The organism is Rhodococcus sp. NPDC059968, from assembly GCF_042738615.1.
GTDB lineage: Bacteria > Actinomycetota > Actinomycetes > Mycobacteriales > Mycobacteriaceae > Rhodococcus_F.
This window is the reverse complement of record NZ_JBHWUE010000128.1, coordinates 1-24,526: the sequence shown is the minus strand read 5'-3', so window position 1 is coordinate 24,526 and position 24,526 is coordinate 1. Positions and strand designations below refer to the sequence as shown.

General features: G+C 64.0%; 21 protein-coding genes and 1 pseudogene. 14 read left to right on the top strand and 8 right to left on the bottom strand.

Features of this window, described 5'->3' with window-relative positions; genetic code table 11:
* The coding region (locus ACFWAY_RS47560; protein ID WP_378515583.1) for a dihydrodipicolinate synthase family protein at window positions 1–410 on the top strand (410 nt) is incomplete at its 5' end.
* 118 nt (window positions 411–528) lie between these two features.
* On the opposite strand, the gene ACFWAY_RS47555 is transcribed toward ACFWAY_RS47560, so the two are convergent.
* Both ACFWAY_RS47555 and ACFWAY_RS47550 read right to left on the bottom strand, forming a co-directional pair.
* Window positions 529–828: an epoxide hydrolase N-terminal domain-containing protein gene (locus tag ACFWAY_RS47555; RefSeq protein ID WP_378515584.1), complete on the bottom strand. Its 300-nt coding sequence runs from the start codon at window positions 826–828 to the stop codon at window positions 529–531.
* 148 nt (window positions 829–976) lie between these two features.
* Complete coding sequence (locus ACFWAY_RS47550; protein ID WP_378515581.1) at window positions 977–1,438, bottom strand: winged helix-turn-helix transcriptional regulator; 462 nt, start codon at window positions 1,436–1,438, stop codon at window positions 977–979.
* A 545-nt stretch (window positions 1,439–1,983) separates the two neighbouring features.
* Between ACFWAY_RS47550 and ACFWAY_RS47545 the strand changes: the two genes are divergently transcribed.
* The 4 genes from ACFWAY_RS47545 to ACFWAY_RS47530 all read left to right on the top strand — a co-directional run bounded on the left by ACFWAY_RS47545 (window position 1,984) and on the right by ACFWAY_RS47530 (window position 5,031).
* On the top strand, window positions 1,984–2,838 hold the full coding sequence (locus tag ACFWAY_RS47545; RefSeq protein WP_378515579.1) for an enoyl-CoA hydratase/isomerase family protein: 855 nt from the start codon (window positions 1,984–1,986) through the stop codon (window positions 2,836–2,838).
* 543 nt (window positions 2,839–3,381) lie between these two features.
* The gene (locus ACFWAY_RS47540) at window positions 3,382–3,663 is read left to right on the top strand and encodes a hypothetical protein (protein ID WP_378515578.1); all 282 of its coding nucleotides are present in this window, start codon (window positions 3,382–3,384) and stop codon (window positions 3,661–3,663) included.
* A gap of 157 nt (window positions 3,664–3,820) precedes the next feature.
* Window positions 3,821–4,459: a VOC family protein gene (locus ACFWAY_RS47535; protein WP_378515577.1), complete on the top strand. Its 639-nt coding sequence runs from the start codon at window positions 3,821–3,823 to the stop codon at window positions 4,457–4,459.
* A gap of 104 nt (window positions 4,460–4,563) precedes the next feature.
* Entirely contained in the window at window positions 4,564–5,031 is a 468-nt protein-coding gene (locus tag ACFWAY_RS47530) for a hypothetical protein (protein WP_378515576.1), read from the top strand.
* Between the two features lie 458 nt (window positions 5,032–5,489).
* Here ACFWAY_RS47530 and ACFWAY_RS47525 read toward each other — a convergent pair whose 3' ends face one another.
* A complete protein-coding gene (locus tag ACFWAY_RS47525) occupies window positions 5,490–5,762 on the bottom strand; it encodes a hypothetical protein (protein ID WP_378515575.1) in 273 nt (90 codons plus the stop codon).
* A gap of 457 nt (window positions 5,763–6,219) precedes the next feature.
* On the opposite strand from ACFWAY_RS47525, the gene ACFWAY_RS47520 reads away from it, so the two are divergent.
* The 3 genes from ACFWAY_RS47520 to ACFWAY_RS47510 all read left to right on the top strand — a co-directional run bounded on the left by ACFWAY_RS47520 (window position 6,220) and on the right by ACFWAY_RS47510 (window position 9,021).
* Window positions 6,220–7,275 (top strand): zinc-binding alcohol dehydrogenase family protein, encoded by a 1,056-nt coding sequence (locus ACFWAY_RS47520; RefSeq protein WP_378515574.1) that lies wholly within the window; start codon window positions 6,220–6,222, stop codon window positions 7,273–7,275.
* 928 nt (window positions 7,276–8,203) lie between these two features.
* On the top strand, window positions 8,204–8,338 hold the full coding sequence (locus ACFWAY_RS47515) for a hypothetical protein (RefSeq protein ID WP_378515572.1): 135 nt from the start codon (window positions 8,204–8,206) through the stop codon (window positions 8,336–8,338).
* Window positions 8,339–8,784: 446 nt separating this feature from the next.
* Window positions 8,785–9,021: a hypothetical protein gene (locus ACFWAY_RS47510; protein WP_378515571.1), complete on the top strand. Its 237-nt coding sequence runs from the start codon at window positions 8,785–8,787 to the stop codon at window positions 9,019–9,021.
* A 101-nt stretch (window positions 9,022–9,122) separates the two neighbouring features.
* Here ACFWAY_RS47510 and ACFWAY_RS47505 read toward each other — a convergent pair whose 3' ends face one another.
* Complete coding sequence (locus tag ACFWAY_RS47505; RefSeq protein WP_378515569.1) at window positions 9,123–10,526, bottom strand: class I adenylate-forming enzyme family protein; 1,404 nt, start codon at window positions 10,524–10,526, stop codon at window positions 9,123–9,125.
* A 76-nt stretch (window positions 10,527–10,602) separates the two neighbouring features.
* Window positions 10,603–10,944 (bottom strand): EthD domain-containing protein, encoded by a 342-nt coding sequence (locus ACFWAY_RS47500; protein ID WP_378496962.1) that lies wholly within the window; start codon window positions 10,942–10,944, stop codon window positions 10,603–10,605.
* 151 nt (window positions 10,945–11,095) lie between these two features.
* Here ACFWAY_RS47500 and ACFWAY_RS47495 point away from each other — a divergent pair, with 151 nt between their 5' ends.
* Together ACFWAY_RS47495 and ACFWAY_RS47490 are read left to right on the top strand one after the other, a co-directional pair.
* Window positions 11,096–11,743 (top strand): TetR/AcrR family transcriptional regulator, encoded by a 648-nt coding sequence (locus ACFWAY_RS47495; protein WP_378515568.1) that lies wholly within the window; start codon window positions 11,096–11,098, stop codon window positions 11,741–11,743.
* Between the two features lie 671 nt (window positions 11,744–12,414).
* Window positions 12,415–13,356, top strand: a complete 942-nt coding sequence (locus ACFWAY_RS47490; protein WP_378515566.1) for an alpha/beta hydrolase — start codon at window positions 12,415–12,417, stop codon at window positions 13,354–13,356.
* 177 nt (window positions 13,357–13,533) lie between these two features.
* Here the strand turns inward: ACFWAY_RS47490 and ACFWAY_RS47485 are convergent, their stop codons facing one another.
* Window positions 13,534–13,680, bottom strand: coding sequence for a hypothetical protein (locus ACFWAY_RS47485; RefSeq protein WP_378515564.1), 147 nt, complete (start codon window positions 13,678–13,680; stop codon window positions 13,534–13,536).
* 449 nt (window positions 13,681–14,129) lie between these two features.
* Between ACFWAY_RS47485 and ACFWAY_RS47480 the strand changes: the two genes are divergently transcribed.
* Both ACFWAY_RS47480 and ACFWAY_RS47475 read left to right on the top strand, forming a co-directional pair.
* Window positions 14,130–15,296: a thiolase family protein gene (locus ACFWAY_RS47480; protein WP_378515563.1), complete on the top strand. Its 1,167-nt coding sequence runs from the start codon at window positions 14,130–14,132 to the stop codon at window positions 15,294–15,296.
* A 1,259-nt stretch (window positions 15,297–16,555) separates the two neighbouring features.
* A complete protein-coding gene (locus ACFWAY_RS47475) occupies window positions 16,556–17,926 on the top strand; it encodes an MFS transporter (RefSeq protein WP_378515562.1) in 1,371 nt (456 codons plus the stop codon).
* Between the two features lie 1,296 nt (window positions 17,927–19,222).
* On the opposite strand, the gene ACFWAY_RS47470 is transcribed toward ACFWAY_RS47475, so the two are convergent.
* Window positions 19,223–21,550: an ATP-binding protein gene (locus ACFWAY_RS47470; RefSeq protein WP_378515561.1), complete on the bottom strand. Its 2,328-nt coding sequence runs from the start codon at window positions 21,548–21,550 to the stop codon at window positions 19,223–19,225.
* A 375-nt stretch (window positions 21,551–21,925) separates the two neighbouring features.
* On the opposite strand from ACFWAY_RS47470, the pseudogene ACFWAY_RS47465 reads away from it, so the two are divergent.
* Window positions 21,926–22,087, top strand: a pseudogene (locus tag ACFWAY_RS47465) (IS701 family transposase); the annotation flags it as partial.
* A 170-nt stretch (window positions 22,088–22,257) separates the two neighbouring features.
* On the opposite strand, the gene ACFWAY_RS47460 reads toward ACFWAY_RS47465, so the two are convergent.
* Window positions 22,258–22,893 (bottom strand): DJ-1/PfpI family protein, encoded by a 636-nt coding sequence (locus ACFWAY_RS47460; protein ID WP_378515560.1) that lies wholly within the window; start codon window positions 22,891–22,893, stop codon window positions 22,258–22,260.
* A gap of 84 nt (window positions 22,894–22,977) precedes the next feature.
* Here ACFWAY_RS47460 and ACFWAY_RS47455 point away from each other — a divergent pair, with 84 nt between their 5' ends.
* Entirely contained in the window at window positions 22,978–24,309 is a 1,332-nt protein-coding gene (locus ACFWAY_RS47455) for a PLP-dependent aminotransferase family protein (RefSeq protein ID WP_378515559.1), read from the top strand.
* Window positions 24,310–24,526 lie beyond the last annotated feature (217 nt).

Here is a 24,526-nt window from a genome sequence, read left to right as displayed (position 1 = left end):
GTGTCCCCGTTGACCTTGTCGAGGCAGCCTCTCGCGTGCAGTCCCTCCGATCTCACATACCGTCGACGGTCACGATCGGTGTCAGCGGAGACGCCTCCGCCGCGACCGGCCTCAACGCCGGATGCGACGTTTGGTACAGCGTGCTTGCCGGGGTGCTTCCCAAGCCGTGCCTGTCCCTTACCCGCGCATCTCAAAACGACGACCGGAACACCGCCACCGCGCTGTCGAATCGACTCGAACCCATCTGGGAATTGTTCCGTACCCATGGAAGCCTGCGCGTGGTATCCGCCATCGCCGAACACCTCGGCCTCGTCGAATCGCCCAATCTCCCGCAGCCGGTACGCGGGCTCGACACCGCCGCGCGTGCAAAAGTCACCACCGCGCTCGAACAGGTTCGTGACCTGCTTTGAGCTCCTCCGCAGGCGACTCGGCCAGTCCCCAACCCAGCCTGACCGAGCCGTTCGTCGGTACACGCCTCCCCCTACGCCGGTTCATCGGAACCTCGGCCCCGACGCGGGCCGGCCCTAATCACCGCAAAAGCATTGATACCCGAGTTGGGTCTACGACCTCCTTCCAGTCCCAGAACGTCCACGGCCAGCCGTGTGAGGACTTCGGGTTCGGCCCTTTGCCTCGGACGTGGAGATAGTCGATCGGGGTGCCGTCGATTTCGGCCTTGCAGTGGCGATACATGTCTATTTGCGCTTCTTCTGCGCGCCAATCGAATTCGTCGGACCATACCTTGCAACCACGATTTCTCGACGCCGTAGTCCCAGGATTCGTTGGCGAAGTCGTCGCCCTAGCGAGAGTTGCGCAGTCGTGCGCGCAGATCTTGAAGATCGTTGTCCGGGATGTCGATCGTAAACGATTGCGGTTCGGTGCTCCTCACGGAATCAGGTCCTTGTTCGTGTGAACGGGCTGAATCTGGTGCGATTCGCTGCCCTAGTCAGCCGACATTTCGTACGCCACCTCACATTGGTCAGGTCTCAGCGTGGCGGTTCACTGTGATCGGCACGACCGTGATGTCCTCAAGCGTAAGAGGTTGCCCGCCTTGTGATGTCAGCACCATTTCTGCGGGTGGCTTCCCGGTTGCGCGTTCGACGACGCGAGTCATCTCGTCCCCGTCGTCGAAGAGGTACTTCTGCCCCCACTGTCGCAGTGCGGACAAGACGGCGTGGAAGTCGCGGCCTTTCTCCGTCAGGACATACTCGTGCGAGTTGCCGAGTGCGCTCTCTTGGACCTCGAAGATTCCCTTGTCGACGAGATTCTGCAGGCGGACGCTGAGGACGTTGCTTGCAATTCCGATATGGCGGCGGAAGTCGGTGAATCGCTTCACTCCATGCATCGCGTCCCTGAGGATCATGAAGGTCCAGGAGTCTCCGATCTCGTAGAGGGATCGGTCGATGGGGCACGCTGATTGCGCTAGCTGCGGTCGCTTCATCTCACCCCCGTAAGGTTAGTTGCAATTCCATACCAAGATTACCATGAGCGGGACTCGACAACCGGACCGAGCGCGGTGCCGTGCGAATGCGATCCGATCAGCACCACACCCCGGGTGGGCGCCGGTGAGTTATCGGTGGTGCTTGAAGAAGCCGATCGCGGGCTGTGATGTTCACTTCGAATCCAGAAAGGCAAGAATCGAAGTGGCCTCCGGGACAGTATGGAGCCGCTTGGGTTCGCGGGCCTGTTCATATGCATCCAGTGCGAGGCCCCTGGGCGTGATGGTGCCGTTGCCGGGGAACCATGAGGCACGGAGGGTAGGGAGATCCGGGCGATCAGTCGGTCGGCACGTAGTTGCGGGCGCGTCAGTTGGACTGGAGGGTCACGGCGTTCTCCCACAGGCGTGACGGTCCGAGCCCGCGAGTGTGACGTCTCGATGTCAGCGCTCTGGACTGTGAGGTTGATTGCGTTTTGCAACCGACTCGGGTAGCGTCGACCATGTTGGTTCCGAAAAGCAATCAACTTTTGCGCTCCAAGGAGGACACAATGGCCTACGCGTTCAACATAATTCGAACAGAGATCCGCAACAGGGTCCTCTACGCGACGATTGACAATCCCCCCATCAACCTGATCGATCAGCCGTTCGTTCGGGACCTGATCGACCTGCTCGACGAACTCGATGTTGACCCCCAAGTGAGAGTTGTCGTCTTCCGCAGCGCCGACCCCGACTTTTTCATGCCGCACGTGGACATGAAGAACATCCCCGCCTACACGCACGAGGCCGCGCGATCTGGAGGACCCGACGACATCAGTCTCGGCGCGCTCTACCGCCGGTTGAGTGAAGCCCGGCAGGTGACGATCACCGTGCTCGAAGGCCGTGCTCGTGGTGCAGGCAACGAGTTCGCGCTTGCCACCGACATGCGCTTCGCCTCGCAGGAACGTGCCATCCTCGGGCAACCCGAGGTGGGAGTAGGCGTGTACCCAGGTGCCGGCGCCATCCAACATATCGTCCGCCTCGCCGGTAGAGGACATGCCATGCGCTTCATCCTCGGCGGCGAAGACTGGAAGGCCGATGAAGCCGAGCGGATCGGGCTGGTGAACGCCAGCCTGCCCGATGCCGAGTTGATGTCGGAGGTCACCGCGCTCGCGGAACGCATCGCGGGCTTCCCCGAAGCTGCCGTGCGGTTGGCGAAGCGCCGGATCAACGCTGCTGCATTGCCCCCGAAAGAAGACGTGCAGGTCGACTCCGGATTCTTTCAGTTGCTCGCCCACGACCAGGACGGCGCAGCTCGCGTCGCCCTTCTCATGGAACGCGGTATGCAGGAACGCTCCCGAACCGAACTCGAGTTCGGTACCGCCATCGCTGAGTACCACGGGAACGGACGCGTCGATGCAAATTAGGGACGCACGCACCGGCTGCCCCGACCCCAGCACCCGCACCTGGGGGAAGGCGCCGCCGCGTCCGCCGCCGGTGGCCGAAGGTGCGCGACGTTCTCCCGCCCGACCACCCGCTGCCGCAAATCCACTCGCGCCCTTGGCTGTCGACTGCGGCATCCCCATCAACAAGCACCCGCTGCTCGCATCGGATGCCTCCCCGACGAATTGCGTGCCGCCCTGGACGCACCGGCACGCTGTGGTGCACCCGCACCGACGGAAGCCGCACCCGACGAACCGTGAAAGGTGGGGCCCGGCTCTTAAGTCCGCCCCGTTGCGTTGCATCGACCCCGATCCGCATGGTGGATCGCGCCCTCCAGTGCCGCCCCGGCGAAAGCGGCGGAAACCCCCGGGACCGCGTCTTCACTTCAGAGCACCGCATGCCCACCACGGCTCGATATGTCGTAGATCACACCACGCTTGATCCCCGCGGTGTAACACTCCCAGCCCTCGCCGACACGGTTGCAATAGTCGCGGACGCGGCCCACGGCACTCGGACAGAACCCCGCAATGAGCACCACACAGCTCCACCAGATCAACCGCCCCGCCACCAGTACCTCGTGGAGGCGCCTCCCCACCGTTGCACTCACCGCCACCACGCTGGGCCTGCTCCCCGCCGGCGTCGCAGCCGCCACACCGAACCCCGAACCCGCCGCCGTCGTCACGCACGCCATCCCCCGCGACCACGACAACACCATGCAGCAACACCGCCGGCACGACCGGCAACGCGACCAACGTCAGGACCGACGCACCGAAACCACCATCCTCGACCAGATCCTCCTCGACGACTGAAACAGCAGCAGCGTCCAAACGTAAGGCGCCCCCACCCTGCACCGTTCGTCACCAGTCGATTCGGAGTCAGCTTCCCGCAGAACAACAACCCCCACCGCCGGTAGCGGTGCACAACACCCGCCGAGTCCCCCAATACACACCCGTCGAGAAGGCAATCATGAGCACCACCGAAACCCGACCCAGCGCAGCGACAACCACCCCTGATGTCGCGACAGTCGACCTCAAACTCGAGGTCCTCGTACTCCCCGTTGCCGACGTCGACCGCGCCACCGAGTTCTACACCAGGCTCGGCTGGCGACAAGACGTCACCCCGCCCGGCTCCGGCGTCGTCCAGTTCACCCCACCCGGCGCCGCCACCTCCATCCACTTCGGCAGAGGCCTCACCACCGCCGCGCCCGGCTCCGCCAAGGCCTTCCTGATCGTCTCCGACATCACCACCGCCCACCAGCAGCTGGTCGCCGCCGGCGTCGACGTCACCGACATCTACCACCTCGGCCCGAACGGCCCAGTCCCCGGAGCCGACCCGGACCGGCGCAGCTACAACTCCTACGCGACCTTCACCGACCCCGACGGCAACACCTGGCAGCTGCAGGAAGTCACCACCCGACTACCCGGACGCATCGACACCACCGCAACAACATTCAGCTCCCACCAGGGCCTGATGGATGCCCTTGTCCGGGCGGCGATCGCCCACGGTGAGCATGAGCAGCGCACCGGACGGTACGACAAGAACTGGCCCGAGTGGTACGCCGCATACATGGTCGCCGAACAGGCCGGAATCGAGCTGCCCATCTGAGCGACCCCGACGACCCCACCAGCGGCCGTCATGGCCGACAGCAAGGCGTGCGCGCCGAGAACAGTGCACCCCCCGACAAACCCTCACACAGTAAGGAAGACACCATGTCCACCATCCATCTCCACCAGACGACCACCGCGACACCCCAGCAGTTCGTCGACGCACTCACCGACTTCGGGCCGGAACGCTCGACCCTGTTCGGCAACAGCGCCGACGACTACCTCCAGGTGTATGACCGCGGCCCCACCGAGGCTGACGTCACCGAGGGCTCGGGCGGTGTCTGGGAACGGCTGCACTACGACTGGTCCGATCCCCGCCGCGTCGTCATGACGACCACCGACTCCAACGTGTTCGGAGGTCGCTCGGGCTACACCTACACCCTCGACCCGATGCCCGACGGGACGACCGACATCGACGCCGTCGTCGTCCGCGAGGGCAAGAACCTCAAGGGACGAGTGCTCAGCGCGGTGCTCGGCACCGTCGGTACACGCGTGCTGGCAAAGGCCTTCGCAAAGACAGTCACAGCGATCGAAGCCCGTAACGCCAGCGACCAAACGGCCCACCAGAGGTAACCACCCGTGGGGGCGTATGACGGAAACCACCGCCATGTGCCCCCATGTGAGCCGCAATCCAAGCACGGCAGCACTATCGAGCGCCCACTCCCTCGGGTACGGAACCATGTACACCCCGTGATCGTGGTTCGATCGCCGAAACGCTCGAAGGTGCCGTCGGGTCATCGCGCCCTGTTCGACCGACGCTCGGACCTCCCGAGATCACGGTGCGTCGGGCACCGGAGCGTTCGCCTCCTCGCGTGCCCCCGGGACGAGTCGAGGCGTTCGGAAAGGTCGGGTCGTCAGCAACAGATTGCTGTCCGTGGACCATCACCTCACTTTCGTGACGTGCATGTCATCAGGCCGCGCCACGGGTACCCCGCGGGCGTCGTGCTCCGGCTCGACGTCCACCGACGTGGTGTGTGATACGAATTGCTGCCCGCCGTCGATGTCGTAACGTCGCGCCGGTGAGTGCGGTGTTACTCATGATGTGGACCGCGAGCGCAGCGACGTCGGCGCGGCCGACGACGCCGCCGATCGGGAGGGGCCCGCAGCTCGGCTCGTCGCTCCTCGAGTCGATCTTCGAGCAGCGACGCCGACGACCGGGTGTCGACGAAGCCGGCGGCGGTGAGGTTCACGCGTACCGGCGCGAGCTCGAGCGCGAGGGCCGCCGTGAACGGAGGCAGCCCGGCAGTGGCTGCGGAGGCGGTCCCCAGACCGTGACCGATGCGCCGGCCGCCGGTGCCACCCATGAGCAGCAGCGTGCCCCCGGCTTCATCTTGCCAGCAGCGTTGGGCGCGACCTGGAGCGCGCGCACCACGTGCCCGCTGTCCGCCTGGCGCACCTGCGGTCTTGCCGATCGTTCAGCAGCTTCCTCGGGATTCCCGGTGCAGCACAGCATCAATCGACGTCCACACCCACCGACCCTCGCACTACTCCACCATCGACCGGACCAGACCCGACTGCCCGGAAACCGGCCCGAACTCACCCGCCCATTCTGCTCGAGCCGCCCCCCGACCAGCCCGGCCTCGCCACGCGCGAAAACACCAGCCATCTCGCGACACCGGCGCCGCGCAGCGCAACGCCGGTTCCAGTAGGACAAAGCGAAATATGAATATGGCGCCATGTTTGCTTTTCGGGTATGGTTGCCCTCTGTCATGAATGAATATCGCGTCACATTGACGGCGCGTGCCAGAAGGAGTTGGCCTGATGCTGGGTGTCACCTACAACGAACACGGCGGGCTCGAACGCCTGGCACTTCGCCGTATCGCCGATCCGGAACCGGCCGACGACGAGGTAGTGGTCCGGGTGTCATATGTGGGGCTGAATGCGGTCGATCTGCTGGCCTTGCGCGGCCTGCCTCGGGTGCGAAACCCGCTTCCGATGGTGCCGGGGGGAGATGTCGCCGGGGTGGTGGAGCGTGCCGGTCGCATCGCGGAGCAAGCTGGTTGGCGGCCGGGCGATCGGGTAGTGGTCTACCCGACGCATCCGCGTGAGGGCATCAACGGTGAGTCCGCATTGGGAGGCCTCTCGGAACTGATGCGTTGCCATATGTCGCAGCTAGTTTCGGTCCCCGCGGCAGTGGCGTTGAGGGATGCGGCCGCACTGCCCACCGCCTACGGTGCCGCGGCGCACATGTTGTTCGACGTCGGAGAATGCAAGCAGGGTGAGACGGTCCTGGTCCTGGGCGCGGCAGGTGGCGTCGGGACTGCAGTGGTGCAGCTGGCGCAAGCGCACGGGATGACCGCCATCGCGGCTGTGGGATCTGCGAGCAAAGCGCGGTACGTGTCCATGTTGGGGGCCAAGCATGTGATTGATACATCCGAGCAGGATGTGATGTCGGCCTGCCACGAGTTGTATGGGCGACCGAGTGCAATCGATCGTGAGACTCATCTTCCCGGACATACGGCGGTGAATTCACCCGGCGTTGATGTCGTGGTGAACTTCGTGGGAGGAAACACCTGGCATCCAGCATTGCGATGCGTTCGCGCTGGCGGTCGCATCCTGACCTGCGGCGCCCTGGCCGGACACATGGTGGATCTGGACCTTCGGTACGTGTGGAGTCTGCAATTGCAGATCCGGGGCGCGACGGGATGGACGCCGGAGGTTCAGCGCGACTTGGTCGAGCTCGTGCGTACCGAACGGCTACGCCCGGTGGTGGACGGCGTGTTCCCGATGGAGGACTTTCTCAGCGCATACGAGAAACTCGAATCTCGCTCTGCCATGGGAAAAATCCTGATTCAGGTCGATCCTGAATCCGACTGATCGCCCACCGAATACCCAGCTTCAAGAGACCCCCGGACAACCCGAATCACCGCAAGTATCCGCTGGCGGGAACCGCCTGTAAGTGTGTCTAGTGACTGGCCCGGGGCTGGCCGGCAGGATCGGTCGTCGCCGCGACTGAGTGTGGCCCTTGAACCGCATCGCCCCTTTCAGGGTGCACTTTCCAGGATCCGCCCACTCGGGCGAGACGGCGACGCCGACCCGGTCTCGCTTCGGTGGTTGATCTTCAAGCCTGCTCGAGGCCGGCACCGTGATGAGACCCATGTGCGGGTGGTCGTGGCCCGTTACCAGGCCTGCCTCGAAGTGTTCATCCCGGGCCCACGCCGACACGACGTCGGCCCCAGGAAGGAATCCGCCGCCTATCGCGGCAGATCAGGACGAGTTCGTCATCGGGGTTGATTCCCACGCCGCTACCCACTCGCTGCCGGTGCTCACCGCCGCAACCGGAGCAGTCGACCAATCGATGTTTCCTACGAGCACGTCCGGGCTGGAGCGAGCAGGGGCATGAATCAGTCGTCGCGCGTGGGCGACCACACCACACTTTGGTGGTCATCGAAGGCGTCGGCTCTTACGGTGCCGAACTGCCGGTGGTCGAACCCTCTGCATTGCCGGCGGATCGGCGGGTGCGGGCAAGACCGACGCTCTCGACGCTGGCCGGATCGCACGTTCGGTGCCGGCCGCCGACATCGACCGGCTACGTCGACCGAGCGGACGGCCCCCGTGGGGCAATGCGCGTTCTCGTCGTGGCCCGGGAACCGATGACCTCCGAACGTCCCCGTGCGATCAACGCCCTGACCGCCTCGACCCGTACCGACGATCTCGGGGTCGATGCGCGAAAGCCTCTGACTAGCAAGCCGATTTCGACAAGCGCGGCCTGACGTAGCGGAGGTGAGCATGACACGTTGCAGACGTGCCGATCGGAGGCGGTACGGCTCGCGACGAGGATCACGGCACTCGACCCGCACTGTTCGAGAACCGCAAGAAGCTCGACGCCAGGACCCGGGTGACGATGACCCGCGCCGCGACACTGTCCGGGTTTCGGTGAGAATCGCCGAATACGACGTAGCCGGGGGCAGCGTCAACGGCTCGGCCGGCCACGGGGGCACCGTGGACGGCCGCCGGCGGTACGATGCAGGCGGACGTTGTCGCCGCGCAGCCGGCAGAACTCGTCGACTCTCTGTTGGGCTTGTTCGGCCGTGACGTCGTCGGGCAAGGCGCGCCACCCGCGTTGGGCGGCAGTGTGGTTGGTCCTCGTGGCGTGTCCCCAGCGGACGGGGCCACTCGGTTTCAGGGTCCTGTTGCTCCAGGCAGGAGCAGGAAGGACGATAGAGATCATGGCTGGACAGAAGAGCCATTCCGCGGAGGAAATCGTGCACAAGCTACGCCGGAGCGATGAGCTCGCCGCGGCGGGCAAGAACTCTGAGGAGATCGCTGCCGAGCACGGGGTGTCGGCGGCGACGGTTGTTCAACTGGCGCCACCAGTCCGGCGGGATGGACACCGATGCGGTGCAGGAACTTCCGGAGTTGCGGGAGCAGCATGGCGACCTCGAGCCACTGCTGGCCGAGGCCGCACTCGCGAAGGACGCGCTGTGTGAGGCGGCCCGGGGAAACTACGGAGCCCGCCGCCTCACGCCGCGCTGTCGACATGCTTGTCTCAACATTGGGCATCTCGCGGCGGTCGGCGCGCAGAGCTGTTGGGCCCGCCCGATCGACGTACCAGCGCACTGATCAGCCCCGTCAGACCTGACAGGGCTGATCGTCGCCAGGTGCCGCGGACAGAGATGCGAAAGCCCTCGGGATGGGAATCGGAACCGGCTGGGTGCCGGCGGTCAGCTGGTGGCCGTGGACAAGAGAGCTCTGGCTCCATCCGGAGCGATTTTGCCGACGGCGTTGCGTGGGAGCTTGGCGACCGTGCGGATCACGGAGGGGACCTCGTACGGGCGCAACAGTGATGACAGGAACTCACGAATCTGTGCGATGTCGAGGTCTTGTTTCGATTCGATCAGGCACCCGACGACTTCGCCGAATGTTTCGTCCGGAACCCCGAACGCAACGCAATCCGATACCCCAGGGTGGCGAACTACGGCCGCACAGACCGTCCCGGGATCGATCTTTTCGCCGCCGCGGTTGATGAAGGCACGCAGACGCCCACGCAAGACGATCGTTCCCGCGGCACTCAGCTCGAACAGGTCCCCGGTTCGTAACCAACCGTCGGGTGTGAGCGCTCGAGCTGTCGCCTCGGGATCGCCGAGATAGCCGGTCATGATCGCGGGGCCGCCGAGTTCGAGTTCGCAGAACTCGCCGTGCCGGGTGCCTTCGCGAGCGAGGACGCCAGCAGCCGGGGCACCGACATCGCCGGGCTCTTGAGCTCGGGTGGCCATATCGGGAGCGCTGACAAACGAAGTGGCTTCCGTCGCGCCATAGCTGTTGAGGACAGGCTTACCGGTGACCGCTCGAAAGCGCTCGGACAGATCTCCAGCAGAAGGCGCTCCGCCGACCATGCAAAAGCGCAGGCCAGACCAATCGATGCGTTCACCGACTGCAGATCGCAACAACATCTCTACCGCCGCTGGAACAGTGGGCCACGCTGTCGGGGAAGGCAAATCCTGCTCCATCGCGGACCGGGAGAAACGCCCGAAGGCGTCCACCGACGCGTTGGTCAACATTGGCGCGAGAATCGTCCAAAAGATGCCATAACAGTGAAACAACGGCAGCGTGCCGAGAACCACGTCGCCGGATCCGTAGCGGCTCCATTCGGCTACCGCTCGAACATTGGCGACCATTCCGCGTCGCGTTTGCAGCACGGCCTTCGGTGTTCCGGTCGTGCCTCCGGTGAACAGGATTTGGGCGGTCCCGGCAGGCAGCGGCGTCAGTTCTGTGGTGGCAGCAATCGGGGCGAAACCGGTGCCGTCGATCAACGCGACCGCACCGGTTTGCCTCAGCCGGTCCGCTTCGGTGTCGGGGGTAAGGCTTCGCTCGATCGGCAGCACGACTGCGCCGAGGCTACCGGCGGCAAGGTAGTTGACAGCGAACAGCAAGGGGGTCGTTTCGCGTATGGCTACAACCTGCCCCTGCCCGACGTCGTGATCGCGCAATTCCGCTGCCTTCGAGACCACACGAGCCCGAAACTCCGCTCCGGACACCACCTCCTGACCGGGACGGTCATACCATTGACCCAGTCGCAGACCTTCGAAATTCGCGCCGTACAACTCGGCGACGAACGACTCGTTCATTCCATTCCTCTCGCGGGTCGCCGCAGCGGCAGCGGTGCGGCGACCCGGATCATCGGCGAGCGTAGAAGCCCGAGTGTCAGAGGGCTCCGCCGACGGCTGCCTGCTCGAAGATCGGGTTCTCCGTCACGATCATCCAACGCTTGTTCACTGCAAAATTCTCCTCATCGGCGACGAGTTCGTCGTTCAGGGGACCCGAGAAGGAACGCTTGATCGCGTCCATGTCGTCGAACCACAACTCCGACACGCCATCGAAGTCCCAAGCCTGGCTACGCACGGGCACACTGACGTTCTGGATGTACTTTCGACACTCCGGCAGACAACGGCGCACGACGTCGTTGTGCACCTCGTTCCAGTAGCGCTGCCCCGCTTCGTGGGTCATGTCCGGACGGAAGTTGAACATTGCGACGATCTTGAGCATCAATCCTCCATTTATGAATGTGGCGTCATGTTCTGGTGTTAGTCTGGGGAAGGATGTAGAGGATGTCAACCCCCCCTCGTGGGATGGTTGTTTGACATCGAGTTCGCGCTGGTATGGACTTGATTGTGGCGTCAAATTCCGAAGGAGAGCCGTGACGATTCAAAACACGCACCCCGATCGACCTGGCGCGATAAAGGGGCCCGCCACGCGAAAAGGCGCTGCCACGCGAGCCCGCCTGGTCCGCGCGGCACGCGCGGTGTTCGCCGAGAAGGGGTTCATCCAGACTCGCATCACCGACATCGCCACTGCCGCCGACTCCGCCAACGGGACCTTCTACATCTACTTCGACTCCAAGGAGACGGCCCTCAAAGCCGTGACCGACGAGGTGATCGAAGAATTCCTCGACACCCTGCGAACGGACCGCCCAGAGGCCTCGGACCCCGCCACCGTGATCGCACACGACAATCGCCAGTACATACTCGCCTACCGCGCCCACGCGGACATCATGCGTGTAATCGAACAGGTCGCCACCTTCAACGACGAGTTCGCCGAGCTGCGCCGAACGATTCGTGAGCGATTTGTCGACCGCGCAGCACGCAGCATCGAGGCCTGGCAATCCGACGGACTGTGCCCAGCCGACTTCAGCCCGCGGACGATGGCGGGGTTGTTGGTCGCAATGGTCGACAACTTCTCCTACAACTGGCTCTCCCTCGGGCATCCGTACGCAGACGACGAGATCGCCGACGCGATGACCGCCATCTGGGTCCGATCCATGAGGTTGGGCGATAGCTCGACGTAACGACACCGAACTGCGGTCATCACATCCCGACCCCGCGCAAGAGCCAGGCCCGCGACCCGGGTGCCGTCACGGAACGATCCGGCCGCCAGACCCAGTGCCGCATCTGCTGGCCGAGACCCTCGCGATCACCGGGGCCCGGGGCAGACACTCGGCGCTGCTGACGCCACGCCGAACTCGGCCACCTTGTCGCCGCGGTCGGCGTCCTCGCGGCGCCCCTCGCGATCGCCGACTCCGTGCGACCGCACGGTCGTGTTCGCAGTCGGTCGTGCCGACGGCACACAGGGCACGAGCGCGCGGACGCACGGCCTCGACATAGAACGCGCGTCTCTCGGAGCGGCCACCAGAAGCGCTGCGGCGCAGGGTATTTAGGAACCGCGGCGTACTTCTCACCAACTGATGCTCGTCGTAGCGTCACGGCCACCCCGGCTTCGCGTCCACCGCAGGCAGTGTCTGTCGCACTCTCGGGCGACAACGAAACTTGGGCGGACTGGCCGTTTCGCCCGTGAAGCATGACTTGCTATTGCTGCAGCTCGAGCCATGACGGTCGGCGAACATGGCAAACCTTTCGCTGGCCGCGGTGGCCGGTCTTGACAGGACCGCCACAGGTTCTTAATGTCAAACATGACGCCATGTTCATAAAATGGCTGATGCGCTGCTACCTGAGGAGAATCGTGCGCGAAGACATCGAGTTCGCCACCGAGGACGGGACCGTCCTGCGTGGGTATCTACATTCATCCGGGACTGGGCCGGCCCCGTGTATCGTCATGGCCCACGGGTTTTCCGGGGTCAAAGAACAGATCGATCATTATGCCGCGGCATTCTGTTCCGTAGGCTTCACCGTGCTTGTCTACGACCACCGCGGCTTCGGATCATCGGAGGGCACGCCACGGCTGGAAGTCGATCCCCCTCAGCAGATCGCGGACTGGCGTGACGCCATCACCCACGCCGCCTCGCTGCCTCAGGTCGACGCCGAACGCGGATTCGCGATCTGGGGATCGAGCTTCGCTGGTGGCCTGGCGGTCGTTGTGGGAGCTAATGATTCGCGCGTGCGGTGCGTTGTTTCCCAGATTCCCAACGTCAGCGGTCACCGCAACGGGCGTGAGATGTTCACCATCGAACAACGCCGAGAGATCACCGAGTTGATCCACGAGGATCGCAAGGCCAGGCTGAAGGGGGCGGCACCGGCGATGATCGACGTCTTCGGTTCCGACCCCGACGCGCTGTGTGCACTGCCGCCGGTGGTGCATCCCAGGTTCATCGAGCTCAGCATCGAGGGCGCTCCGTCCTGGAAGAACGAGGTAACAGTCCGGTCGGTCGGTCACATGATCGAATTCGAGCCCGCAGGATGGATCCCGCATCTGAGCCCGAAGCCGTGGCTGATGATTGTTGGCCGCGAAGACAATTGCACGTTCCCGGAGATTCAGCTGGAGGCGTATGCCAGCGCACGCGAACCCAAGAAGGTCGTGATCCACCCGGGCGGCCACTTCCAGACCTACACCAAGCATTTCGAGCAGACCAGTCGCGCGGCGACCGAATGGTTTGTCGAGCACATGCTCGGCGGCGAAACCCTCGCCCCGTCGCGGCGCGAGGAACACGTCCCCGAAACCGTGTAGTTCCGGCACTTTCCGTGCCACAGCGCTCACCCTGTCGGCGTCCTGCACGGTCGGCCACACGCCGGACATCGGCCGGAGGCCATTGGTGTGAGCGAGCGCCGACGGGCACACCACGCGGTGCGCCCGTCGGCCCGTGCAGACACCGCCCCGCTGGTGAGACGGCACCGGACGCGACCGCTACCCACAGGCCCACCAGCTGCCGATCTGCGCCGACGGCAGCTCCACCGGATACCGGATCCGCGCCTGGAAGATCGAGCCGGCCAAGCTCGCCGCGAAACCGGTCTGGACATCACCGTCCGCCACCCGCCACCCGCCACCCGCCACCGGGCCAAGTGAAACAAGATCGCCCGACGGCTTTCTCCCAGATCACCATGAACACGCGGACGGCTCCGGCGTCCGCACCAAATGTGCGCCGCGAACGGTTCGCACTTCTTGCCCCAGGTGGTCGTGGTGAACTGATCCCTCACCCGAGTCGGTGCCGGAAACCCAATTCCTGTCAGTGAAGCCCGGGTCGCTCACCCAGGAAAGCCGGAACACGGAGGTGGCGTTTCCCCACAACGAGCCGGCGCCGTCACTTCGCTGAATCGGTGGTCGCCCCCTCGCGCACCCCGCCTCGCCGACCTCACGCACGTCGGCGGTCAGGGCCACGTGTTTCAGCATTGTGCGCTTGTCCCTCGTTGGTGCCGTGTCGAGCGAGGTGAACAAGGAAGCGAGTGGGTTTGATTTTCCAACTAACTTCGATAGGATGGACAGACATCGTGAAAGGAACCGTCATGACCGTTGCCGTCATCGTCGACGCTGTCCGAACGCCGCTCGCCAAGGGCAAGCCGGGCGGCTCCTATTCTGAGATCCATCCGGTCGACCTCCATGCCCACGTGCTGCGCGCACTGGTCGATCGAACAGGCATCGACCCCGCGCTGGTCGACGACGTCATCAGCGGCGCAGTCGGCCAGATCGGCGAGCAATCGGCCAACACTGCGCGCTGGGCCCTGCTGGGCGCCGGCTTCCCCGATTCGGTTCCGGGTGTGACCGTCGACCGTCAATGCGGCAGCAGTCAGCAGGCCCTGCATTTCGCCGCACAGGGGGTCATCGCGGGAGCGTATGACGTGGCGATCGCCTCCGGTGTGGAGTCGATGAGCCGCATCCCAATTGGGTCGCAGACCGCGGGTAAGGATTTCGCCGGCCCGAAGGTGAACGCCCGCTATGCCGACGGCCTGGTGCCGCAGGGCGTCAGTGCCGAACTCATTGCGGACCGATGGGGCCTCTCACGCCAGCAGCTCGACGAGTTCGCCGCTACGTCTCACCAACGAGCAGCGAAGGCGTGGAAGGACGGCCTGTTGGACGGCCAGGTGAGCTTCGTCAACCACCTCCGCACCGACGAAACGATCCGGCCCGATTCTTCCGTCGAGTCCCTGGCCGGGCTCCGGGTGGCTTTCCGCAACGAGCACTGGGAAGCACGGTTTCCGCATGTGGACTGGAAGACTACCGCGGGCAACAGCTCGCCCGTCAACGACGGGGCCGCCGCACTGCTGGTGACCAGCGAGGAGGCCGCAACCCGGCTCGGTCTGACGCCGAGAGCTCGCGTCCACTCCTTCGCCGTCGCTGGCGACGACCCGATCTTCATGCTTACCGGGATCATCCCGGCGACCAAGAAGGTGTTGGCCCGGGCAGGACTAGGCGTCGACGACATCGACGCCTTCGAGGTCAACGAGGCCTTCTCCTCGGTGGTCCTGGCCTGGCAGAAGGAGATCGGCGCAGACCTGTCCAAAGTCAACATCAACGGTGGCGCCATCGCCATCGGCCACCCACTAGGAGCGTCGGGTGCCCGGCTGATGACCAGCCTCCTCGACGTCCTGGAGCAGCGCGGCGGCCGGTACGGTCTCCAGGTCATGTGTGAGGCTGGTGGCCTGGCCAATGCCACGATCATCGAGCGAGTCTGATCCGAGGAACGAGACGACCCGGAGCGGATTCGGGTGACGACCAGCGCTCGGTGGTCACCGGATGGCCAGCGGTGGCCAGGATGTGACACCAACAAGAGGGTTCCGCTGCCTCGAGGTGAAGGACCGTCATGCCGGTTACGGTGCCCACGGCAGAGTCGGGATCGCGTTTGTCCGCTCTGCTGGCTGCCGGGACGGCCAAGTTTTCGCACCGCTCCGGTCCCAGCGTAAGTGGCATGAGAGTTCGAATTGCGTTGCTGAGGGCCGGATGTCGCCGGTCACGAGTCGATAGCCGTTGCGGACCATGACCGCCACCTGCGTCAAACGTGATGGTCACCAACGCCGGTGCTGGGAATCGAGCGTTCCTCGCGCCGCGCCTGACCATCGCTATATGTCCACGGTGAACACTAGGCCCCTCGTGCACTTTCGTGCCGGTCCCGCACGGCGTCACCGGCCAGGCCTGGGGAGAGATGTCGACTCGGCCAAACTCACGCGACCACTTCGAACCGGCGGACGACCGCTCGAGACCCCATCGGACATCGTCGACCTGATCGGCAACACCACCACGACCACAGGACTGACCGTCCACTGTGTTCTGTTCTGGACACCGACCAGTACCCCATCGGCGTAATGCACGATGAACGACGTTGACGCCCTAGCGATCACACGTCACGACTTCCACGGCGAGTGGAACGACACGGTGCGCTCCACGGCACGCCCGTACCCGCCCACCCTCGGCGCGTGTCCCAAGTGGTGTAGTTGGCGGTGCGCGGGTTGGGTCCCGCAGGGACGGGTTCAGCTGGAGTGGTTCGCCGGTATTGGATCGAGCATGAAATATCAACGTAGAGTTGACTATTGCTCAATTTGCGTGGGTCACTACCGGGCGCTGCCTTCTCCACCGGCAACGATCGTCCGGGCATCTATTGACAGCGTGATCTGCACCACCTCATAATATGAATGTGGCGTCACAATCATGCTGCCGGGTGGTTCAACGAAAGGACGGGCCAGTGTTCATAAACGTTGGCGGACCATCCGAATCCGCGCCACAGCGCCGAGCCGATCGCACGGCCGGCAGGAGCGCCCCGGTAGCCGGCGCGCAGCCGAGCAGATCGCGCGGGCCGGGCAATTCTGCCTCACACGGCTGTACGCCGCCGTCCACGACGAGGACCCGACAGAGCGATCACCGGCCAGAATTGGCCCGGAACTCGCTGGTGCGCCCCAAATTCTGAGACACTCGAGGAGACACGTTGAGAAAGTCACGTATGGAACCCTTCGCAACCCCCCAACCCGATGAACGGCGCACGGAGCTTCGCCGCTCGTTACGATCGGCTCTGATCGGCAACACGTTGGAATACTTCGACTGGACGATCTACGCGACGTTTTCGCCGTTCATCGCCAAGTCGCTGTTCAGCGCCAGTGATCCCACCTCGGGAGTCCTCCTGACCCTCGCGATCTTCGCGGTCGCCTTCGTGGCCCGTCCCATCGGTGGCGCTGTTTTCGGGCGCATAGCCGACCAGCGCGGCCGGAAAACCGCACTGATGTGGTCCATGGTTCTGATGGGGTTCGGCAGTTTACTTCTGGCGCTCATACCCTCGTACGCGCAGATCGGCGTTGCTGCCTCTATCCTGCTGACCTTCGTTCGTCTCCTCCAAGGCCTCGCCTACGGCGGCGAAACGTCGGCATCGTATATCTACGTCAGCGAGCTCGCCCCGAACAGCCGCCGCGGTCTCTGGTCCAGTTCGGTCTTCGCGAGCGTGTCGGTCGGAGCGATCGCCGGCACCTTGTCCGGTTTCATCCTGACCAATGTGCTCGAACCTGACTTCCTCCGCACTTGGGGTTGGCGAATCCCGTTCATTGTGGGTGCGATTCTCTCTGTGTATGCCCTGCGCCTGCGAATGAACTCCGTCGAGACCGAGGTCGGCGAGACACTCACCCAAAAGTCTGAGGAGTCCGCAGAAACCGTCACGATCCCGATGAGCGCCGAGCAGAAGCGCGACGCTGTCCTGCAACTCGTCCGCCTGTTCTGCATCCTCGGCGCCACGAACGTCGCCTTTTACACGTGGCTCAGCTTCGCTTCCACTTATGCAATAACGAGCCTGGGCATGAACTCGAGGAGCGCTTTTGCTGCAAGCCTCGCCGCGCAGACTCTGACCCTGGCGTTCTTCCCGCTGTTCGGTCTGCTGTCTGACCGCTTTGGCAGGAAACCGGTTGCTCTCATCGCGACCGTAGGATTCGCCGTCATCACTTTCCCTCTGGCGCAAGTTCTCAATGCGAATCCGATTTCGCTCTTCACTGCGCAATTCATTGCGCTGGTGTTCTGGGCAGCGATTGGTTCGATCTGGCCAGCGATCCTGTCCGAGAATGTCACGCCCCGGATGCGCGCCGTAGGACTCGGAATTACGACGTCGTTGGCATCGGGCGTATTCGGAGGCACAGCCCCCTACCTGAATACTTGGCTGACCTCAATCGATATGCAATGGGTCTTCTCGGCGTACCTGGTTGCGCTCATGCTGATGGCTTCCGTCTTGCTGACAACGATGCGCGAAACAAAGGGCATTGACCTGACCACAATGAAGATCCAAGAATCGACCGGCGATACCCCCGAGGAGCACCACGTCTTCGCCGGACGATAAGAGCCATGGCAGGACACGCGGTTGGGCTGCTCTTCGAGGGTCTCGGTTGGCAGAAGTTCCAGGATCTGTTCGGATAGACGGCGAGGGCAAGGCGGGATCATCTCGGCGGTCGCTCGCGTCCCTGTGCGCGAAACGCTGGCGCTGCACCGGGACATCACAGCCCGCGAAAGAGACAGTCTCCAAACCTGATCCATTGCGAAAACCGTTTTGTGAGCCGCTCGGTAGCGTACGCCGGCCGAGCGGCCGCAGGTGGCACAACTCTGACGTCTGTTTGCAGGCGGAACAACGAAAGTGAAGCCGACGATGACCGATCCTTTGAACGGGGAAGCCCACGAGCACCTGGTCGCGATCCAGAGCCGGGACTCCATCACGAGCGGTGACAGGACTGCAGTGCAGGTCACCGAAGATCCCCTTGATCGGATCATCAAGGCTGAAACCGAGCCGCACGGGACATCACGGCTTGTACCGCAATGGCAGTTGAGAGCGCCGAACAACGCGACCGCAGCGCTACCACCGACACCGAACAGGGCGCCCTGTCGGGTGTGCCGTTCTCCGTCAAAGGACACTTCCAACGACCGCGTGCGTACCGTGATCACTTCCCCGCACAGGCGGTGCTCGTCGACCGAGTGATCGACGCCGGCACTGTCCTGGTCGGCAGGACGAACCCGCGAATTCGCGAACTCTCAAGACATGCGAAGGGGTTCAGCGTGAACAACTTAGGCAGAGAAAATGTGGAACAGCCATAACGACAATGACATTCTCGACTTTGCGCTTCTCTGGGCGCCGCTCGGCGGGCCCGCGCCGGAAAACGTTGCAGCCGCCTTCTCCATCGACTTCGGGGAGTACACCAGCCGACTCCGAGGTGCTGCGAAATGTTACTTGACCCAGCTTCTGCAAGTCGTCACGACTCCCGAGCGAATCTACGGTCCGTCGCACCTACAGGGCTTGATCGACGGCCCGCGCAAGAACATGTCATCCGACGTCGCAGGATCTTCCGATAACTCCTCGAGGACAACGTGACCGTCACGCTACATATCCCACCGCCCGCCCACGAGGGTGCCCAGGTCCCCGCATTTCAACCTCGATTTGCCTCAACGATCGCCATCACAGATTTGCTGTGCCCATGCGCTTTGGGGGCTCTACGCAGGTTGGTAGGGGCAGGGTGCCCTCCGACCACACCCCGTGTCTTGATTGAGAAAGGGCCCGGCCCTTGTGAGTTGGCTGAATGTTCTTCAGCCGGCATCGAGCCGATCCTTCCTGTGCAGGACGCTGTTTCGCAAGCATTGCGGTCTGCGATCAGGGCTGGTCACGCTGTCTCTGTTCGATGCTCCAGGCCGCGATCTGCGTGCGGGAGGTGAATCCGAGCTTGGACAGGATGTGCTCCACGTGGCCTTGCGCGGTGCGTTGCGAGATGACGAGCTTGGCAGCGATCGCTCTGTTGGTGAGGCCCTCGGCGACAAGTTCGGCTACCTGCTGTTCCCGCTGCGTCAGACTCATCGGTCCCGGCTCGACTGAGGTGTCAGGCTGGACCTTTTCGTCGAGAGCGTACGCTGCGGCGTCTTCGAACAGCATCCCGGCGCCGTGCCGGAACTCCGTCTCGAACGCGAGGTCACCGATCATTCTGCGTGCCCTTCGCTCGAACTCGGCGGGGTGGACGCGCAGGTTCGGGTAAATGGTAGTCGGGCTCCCCACCGTCTGAGAGAGGGCCTCGGTAGCACCCATCAGCGTGGCGGCGCGCCGGGGAGCACCGTCATTCATCGCGTTCCAGGTGAGGACCTGCATGCACCCCACGGCGTTGATGCGGTCATCGACCACACGTGCGAGCTGCAGTCCCTGCGTGACCAGGTCTTTCGCACGGGAGTACTCGCGACGCTGCCAGGCGGTCATCGCGGCACCCCACAGCGACCACCCCCGGTAGACGGTCTCGCCGCGCGACTCGGTGAGTGCCAGGATCTCCCGCTGACACTCCTCACTCCGGATCAAGTCTCCTCCCGCGTCACTGGCCAGCGCGAGCCCGAACAGCGACCAGATCATGTACAGCAGGTTGCCATCCGTGCGAAAGACGGCGAGTGAGGAATCGAAGTGTTCGACCGCCGTCGTGGCATCCCGGGTGAACAGCGCGTGATGGCCGGCGGCATCGGCCATCAGTGCCCCGCCGGTACGATCGCCGAGCTGCGCCGCCAGGGCGGCCCCACGTTCGGCATAGAGTGCCGACGCATCGGGGTCGCCGTGTAGCCCGGACAGCACGCTGAGCACGTACAACGCTTTGATCCGCTCCATACCGGGTGTGCTGTCCTGAACTGCCAGAAGCTGTGCGAGCCACCGCATACCTTCGCGCATCCTGCCCCGCACCCGCCAGTACGGGTACAACGCCGCCGCCATGCGAAGCCCCGCATCCGTGTCACACGGGCCGGTCAGGCAGAGCTGCAGAGCCGCACGGATGTTGGACTGCTCGGCGTCGAGGCGCGCGAGCCAGGCCACCTGCTGTGGGCTGATCCAGTCGGACTCCGCCCGCAGCACCAACTGTTCGTACCAGTCCCCGTGCCGCCGCAACAGCGATGCGAACTCGGAGGTCTCCTGCAACCGTTCCATTCCGTAGTCGCGTAGCGTCTCGAGCAGCCGGTACCGCACCGATCCGGCGACCTCTTCCCGAATCAGAATCGATTTGTCGATCAGCGACGCCACCACATCCACTACCTTGTCCGCGCCCGCGATGTCGGTACAGATGCCTTCGACGGCGTCGAGGGTGAAGCTTCCCGAGAACACCGCCAGCTGCCCCCACAACGCTCGCTCTGCCGGAGAACACAACTCGTGACTCCAATCGATGCACCAGGCCAGAGTTTGCTGCCTGGTCGGCGCCCCGCGACTGCCCGTCGTCAGCAGACCAAAGCGATCCGTCAGCCGTTGCAGGATCTGCTCCGCAGACATCACCCGCAGCCACACCGCCGCCAGCTCGATCGCAAGCGGCAGACCATCGAGTCGACGGCAGATCCGCGCGACGACGTCCTGATTGTCGTCGGTGACAGCGAATCCCGGGACCACAGTGGCCGCACGTTCGGCGAACAGGCTTGTCGCCTCGTAGTGACCAAGTCCCCCGCCGACGGCCATCGGTTGGTTCGGTTCCGGCATCGTCAGTGACGGCACCCGGAACGCCACCTCTCCCCCGATTCCGAGTGGTTGCCGGCTGGTCGCGAGAATCCGGAGGTCCGGGCAGGCACGGAGAAGGGTCAGAGCGAGGTCCGCGACCGGTTCGACAAGGTGCTCACAGTTATCCAGTAAGAGCAGCGACTCCCGCGACGCGAGATACTCGACGAGCAGTCCCTCGGGTGATGCGCCCCTACCCTCGCCCAATCCGAAGACTGACGCCACTGTCTCGACGACAGCACGAGGATCGTGCAGTTCGCCCAGCCCGACCAACCACACACCGTCATGAAATGCGCGACGGGAGTCAGCGGCAACCCGCAGTGCAAGCCTGGTCTTTCCTACCCCCCCGATACCGGTCAACATCACGAGCCGCGACACGGAAAGCAGACTGCGAACCTCGGCGATCTCACGGCGACGACCGACGAAACTCGTCAGCTCGTGGGGAAGGTTTCCCATGTTCGCCTTGCCACCGGGAGCCATGAAACCGTCACTTTCATCTCACGTACCCTCGCCCACGGTACCCCTGCAGGTCAGCGTTTCGCAGCGGCCGTTCGCCCCGGCGGGCGATCATGGGATCTGCCGGCGCCTCGCTCAGCTCCACCTCGCTCGTCGACAAAACCGTCGTCATCACCGCCTACCCCGACGCGGTCGCGTCTCCGCACGCCGGTTCATCGATGACCTCGACGAGACCACCGAGGTCGACAAGGTGTAACCGACAGAGCACCTTGCCCATCCCGGAAATCGGGCCGGGTCATACCCCTACCCGGGGACCGGTGGCCGGGTGCGCTCCGAACCCGACTTCCTGCCCACCCCAATGACCCGGATGTTCCTCTCGCACATCACCGAATACCAGCCCAGCGGGGCAAGAACGAGGCCGGCCTCGACCAGTACCAGGTGCGCACCTACCGCGCCTGGTACGCCCACACCACCTTGTCGATGCTCGCCCTCGCCTGGCTAGCACGAACGAAAACCGAAGCGACAAAAGGGGTATCGATGTCACCGAACAATCGTGCGTGAGCGTTCGGGACGAGCAGTGAGAGGATGCGGTGCCGACCACTACGGCAGCTGTGCCCGCCTACGGACCTGCACTGCTCTGGGAATGTCGATTCGGAAGATCGATGTGCAGTGTTGTAGCGCTCGCCATCGGTGATCAGCTGCAGGTGATGACCCTGGGCATACAAGTTCGGTCAGCCGTTGCGCCCAGCTGGCACCGTGGCCAATTCATCGTGCAGATATGGGCTGATGTTGCGCATCGCGCGTGCCACGTACACTTCCTTCTCACCGACCGGAGCCACGTAGTCCAGAGCGCTTTCGGCCGCTTCGACACTGTCCAAGCGGGCGATTACCCAGGCCGCAAGGTATTGCGATGCAAGGCAACCGCCTGCGGTGGCGACGTTGCCTTTGGCGAAGAAAGGCTGATTGAGCACGTCGACTCCGGCCTCCTGGACCCACGGTTTGGTTGTCACATCGGTGCAGGCGGAGACACCGTCGAGCAGTCCGAGCTTGGCCAACACCAACGTCCCCGAACACTGTGCCGCCAGCAATTGCCGAAACGGGTCGAGTCGCAACCGCGCCATCAACTCCTGGTCCGCGACAACTTCGCGGGTATGGCGACCGCTGCCCACGATGACCGCGTCCGCTGCGCTGGCCTCTTCCAAGGTAGCCATCGACTCGATGACCACACCGTTCATTGAACGGACTCGCGGCTCAGGACTGGCGATCGATATCCGCCAGTCGGCTTTTTTGACTCGGTTGAGAACACCGAGCGCGATTAGGGAGTCGAGTTCGTTGTAGCCCTCGAAGGTGAGGATGGCGATATGCATGACGGTGGCCTTTCCTGGTGTTACCAGAGACCGTAGAACCCCAATCCAATACAATCAAAAAATTGTCATGCATACAATTGGGGCGTGGCAGTCTCGAAATACAAAAGCATCGTCGATGCGTTGGCGTCCGACATCCGGGCGGGGCGGTTGCCGTCCGGGACGCGGCTGCCAACCCATCGCCAACTCGCGGCCACCGAAGGGCTGGCCTTGGTGACCGCGTCGCGGGTCTATGCCGAGCTCGAAGCCATGGGCCTGGTGAGTGGAGAACCCGGCAGGGGCACGTTTGTTCGCGCGCTGGCGCCCACCCACGACATCGACCAGCAGGCCGTTGCTGCGGACGTGGTGGATCTCAACTTCAACTACCCCGCACTACCTGGCCAGGCCGATATGCTGCGACGGACATTGCGCCAGCTCGCATCTTCGGGTGACCTGGAGGCCTTGTTGCGCTACCAACCCCACGGCGGGCGCCCAGACGAGCGGGCCGCAGTGGCCCGCCATCTGCGGCGGAACGGGCTGCCGGTCGGCATCGATCAGGTACTGATCGTCAATGGCGCTCAGCACGGATTGGCCACCACCGTCATGGCGACGCTGCAGCCCGGCGACGTCGTCGCGGTCGATGCCCTGACCTATCCAGGCTTCAAGGTGCTTGCCAGCGCGCTCCGGTTGGAACTGGCACCACTGCCCGCGGCGGGCCACGCACCCGATCTCCACGCCCTCCAACAACTCTGCGCGACGCGGCCGGTCCGTGCCGTGTATACAATGCCGACGCTCCACAACCCGTTGGGATGGGTGACCACGGTGAACCACCGCGAGCAGTTGGTCGAGATCGCGCGCCGATACGGACTGCTCATCATCGAGGATGCCGCGTACGCCTTCCTGGCCGAGCAGTCACCACCCCCACTGGCCGCTATCGCACCGGAAAGGACCGCCTACGTATCTGGACTCTCCAAGAGCGTCGCGGCCGGCCTTCGTTTCGGATTCGTTACTGCCCCAAAATCATTGACCCCCTCAATCGGGCGCGCGATCCGCGCCACCACCATGAACGCCCCCGCGGTGATGACGGCGATCGCGTGCCAGTGGCTCGACGACGGCACAGTCGCCAGGCTGGAGACACAAAAGCGTGAGGACGCGAGGATTCGGCAGTCGATCGCTCGCGACGTTCTAGCGGGGCAACCTCAGGTCAGCCATCCGTCGTCGTACTTCCTCTGGCTCCCCATGCCCGAGGAAGTACGGGCCGACCAGATAGCGGCCGCACTCCTGCGCGAACACGTATCGGTGTCCACGGCGGAACCGTTCGCCACGTCCGCACACGTGCCGCACGCGCTCCGGCTGGCGCTCGGCTCGACAAATCTGGACACCCTGCGCGAAGCGCTGGACAAGGTAAGACGGATGATCGATGTATACACCTACCGATGAAAAGAACACTCGAGATGCCATGAGGCACTGCTGAGGGCATGGACGTCGAGACAGGAGCAGTGCTGCCGCGGCACCGCTCCGCGCTGCTTTGCCGACGACCGGGCACGCCGACAAGAATTCTTTTGCGCTCGCGGGCACGGCGGCGACACACGGTCTCACTACCAATTTGCCGTGCGGCAGGACGATCCTTCCGCAGAACGGATTCGGACCGAGGGTG

What these genes read in the sequence shown, in the direction of transcription:
- ACFWAY_RS47500 (WP_378496962.1), bottom strand. Translation starts at nt 10,944, where the DNA reads ATGCTCAAGATCGTCGCAATGTTCAACTTCCGTCCGGACATGACCCAC.
- ACFWAY_RS47480 (WP_378515563.1), top strand. Translation starts at nt 14,130, where the DNA reads ATGACCGTTGCCGTCATCGTCGACGCTGTCCGAACGCCGCTCGCCAAG.
- ACFWAY_RS47550 (WP_378515581.1), bottom strand. Translation starts at nt 1,438, where the DNA reads ATGAAGCGACCGCAGCTAGCGCAATCAGCGTGCCCCATCGACCGATCC.
- ACFWAY_RS47505 (WP_378515569.1), bottom strand. Translation starts at nt 10,526, where the DNA reads ATGAACGAGTCGTTCGTCGCCGAGTTGTACGGCGCGAATTTCGAAGGT.
- ACFWAY_RS47460 (WP_378515560.1), bottom strand. Translation starts at nt 22,893, where the DNA reads ATGCATATCGCCATCCTCACCTTCGAGGGCTACAACGAACTCGACTCC.
- ACFWAY_RS47520 (WP_378515574.1), top strand. Translation starts at nt 6,220, where the DNA reads ATGCTGGGTGTCACCTACAACGAACACGGCGGGCTCGAACGCCTGGCA.
- ACFWAY_RS47535 (WP_378515577.1), top strand. Translation starts at nt 3,821, where the DNA reads ATGAGCACCACCGAAACCCGACCCAGCGCAGCGACAACCACCCCTGAT.
- ACFWAY_RS47545 (WP_378515579.1), top strand. Translation starts at nt 1,984, where the DNA reads ATGGCCTACGCGTTCAACATAATTCGAACAGAGATCCGCAACAGGGTC.
- ACFWAY_RS47525 (WP_378515575.1), bottom strand. Translation starts at nt 5,762, where the DNA reads ATGGGTGGCACCGGCGGCCGGCGCATCGGTCACGGTCTGGGGACCGCC.
- ACFWAY_RS47540 (WP_378515578.1), top strand. Translation starts at nt 3,382, where the DNA reads ATGAGCACCACACAGCTCCACCAGATCAACCGCCCCGCCACCAGTACC.
- ACFWAY_RS47530 (WP_378515576.1), top strand. Translation starts at nt 4,564, where the DNA reads ATGTCCACCATCCATCTCCACCAGACGACCACCGCGACACCCCAGCAG.
- ACFWAY_RS47475 (WP_378515562.1), top strand. Translation starts at nt 16,556, where the DNA reads ATGGAACCCTTCGCAACCCCCCAACCCGATGAACGGCGCACGGAGCTT.
- ACFWAY_RS47470 (WP_378515561.1), bottom strand. Translation starts at nt 21,550, where the DNA reads ATGGCTCCCGGTGGCAAGGCGAACATGGGAAACCTTCCCCACGAGCTG.
- ACFWAY_RS47510 (WP_378515571.1), top strand. Translation starts at nt 8,785, where the DNA reads ATGGACACCGATGCGGTGCAGGAACTTCCGGAGTTGCGGGAGCAGCAT.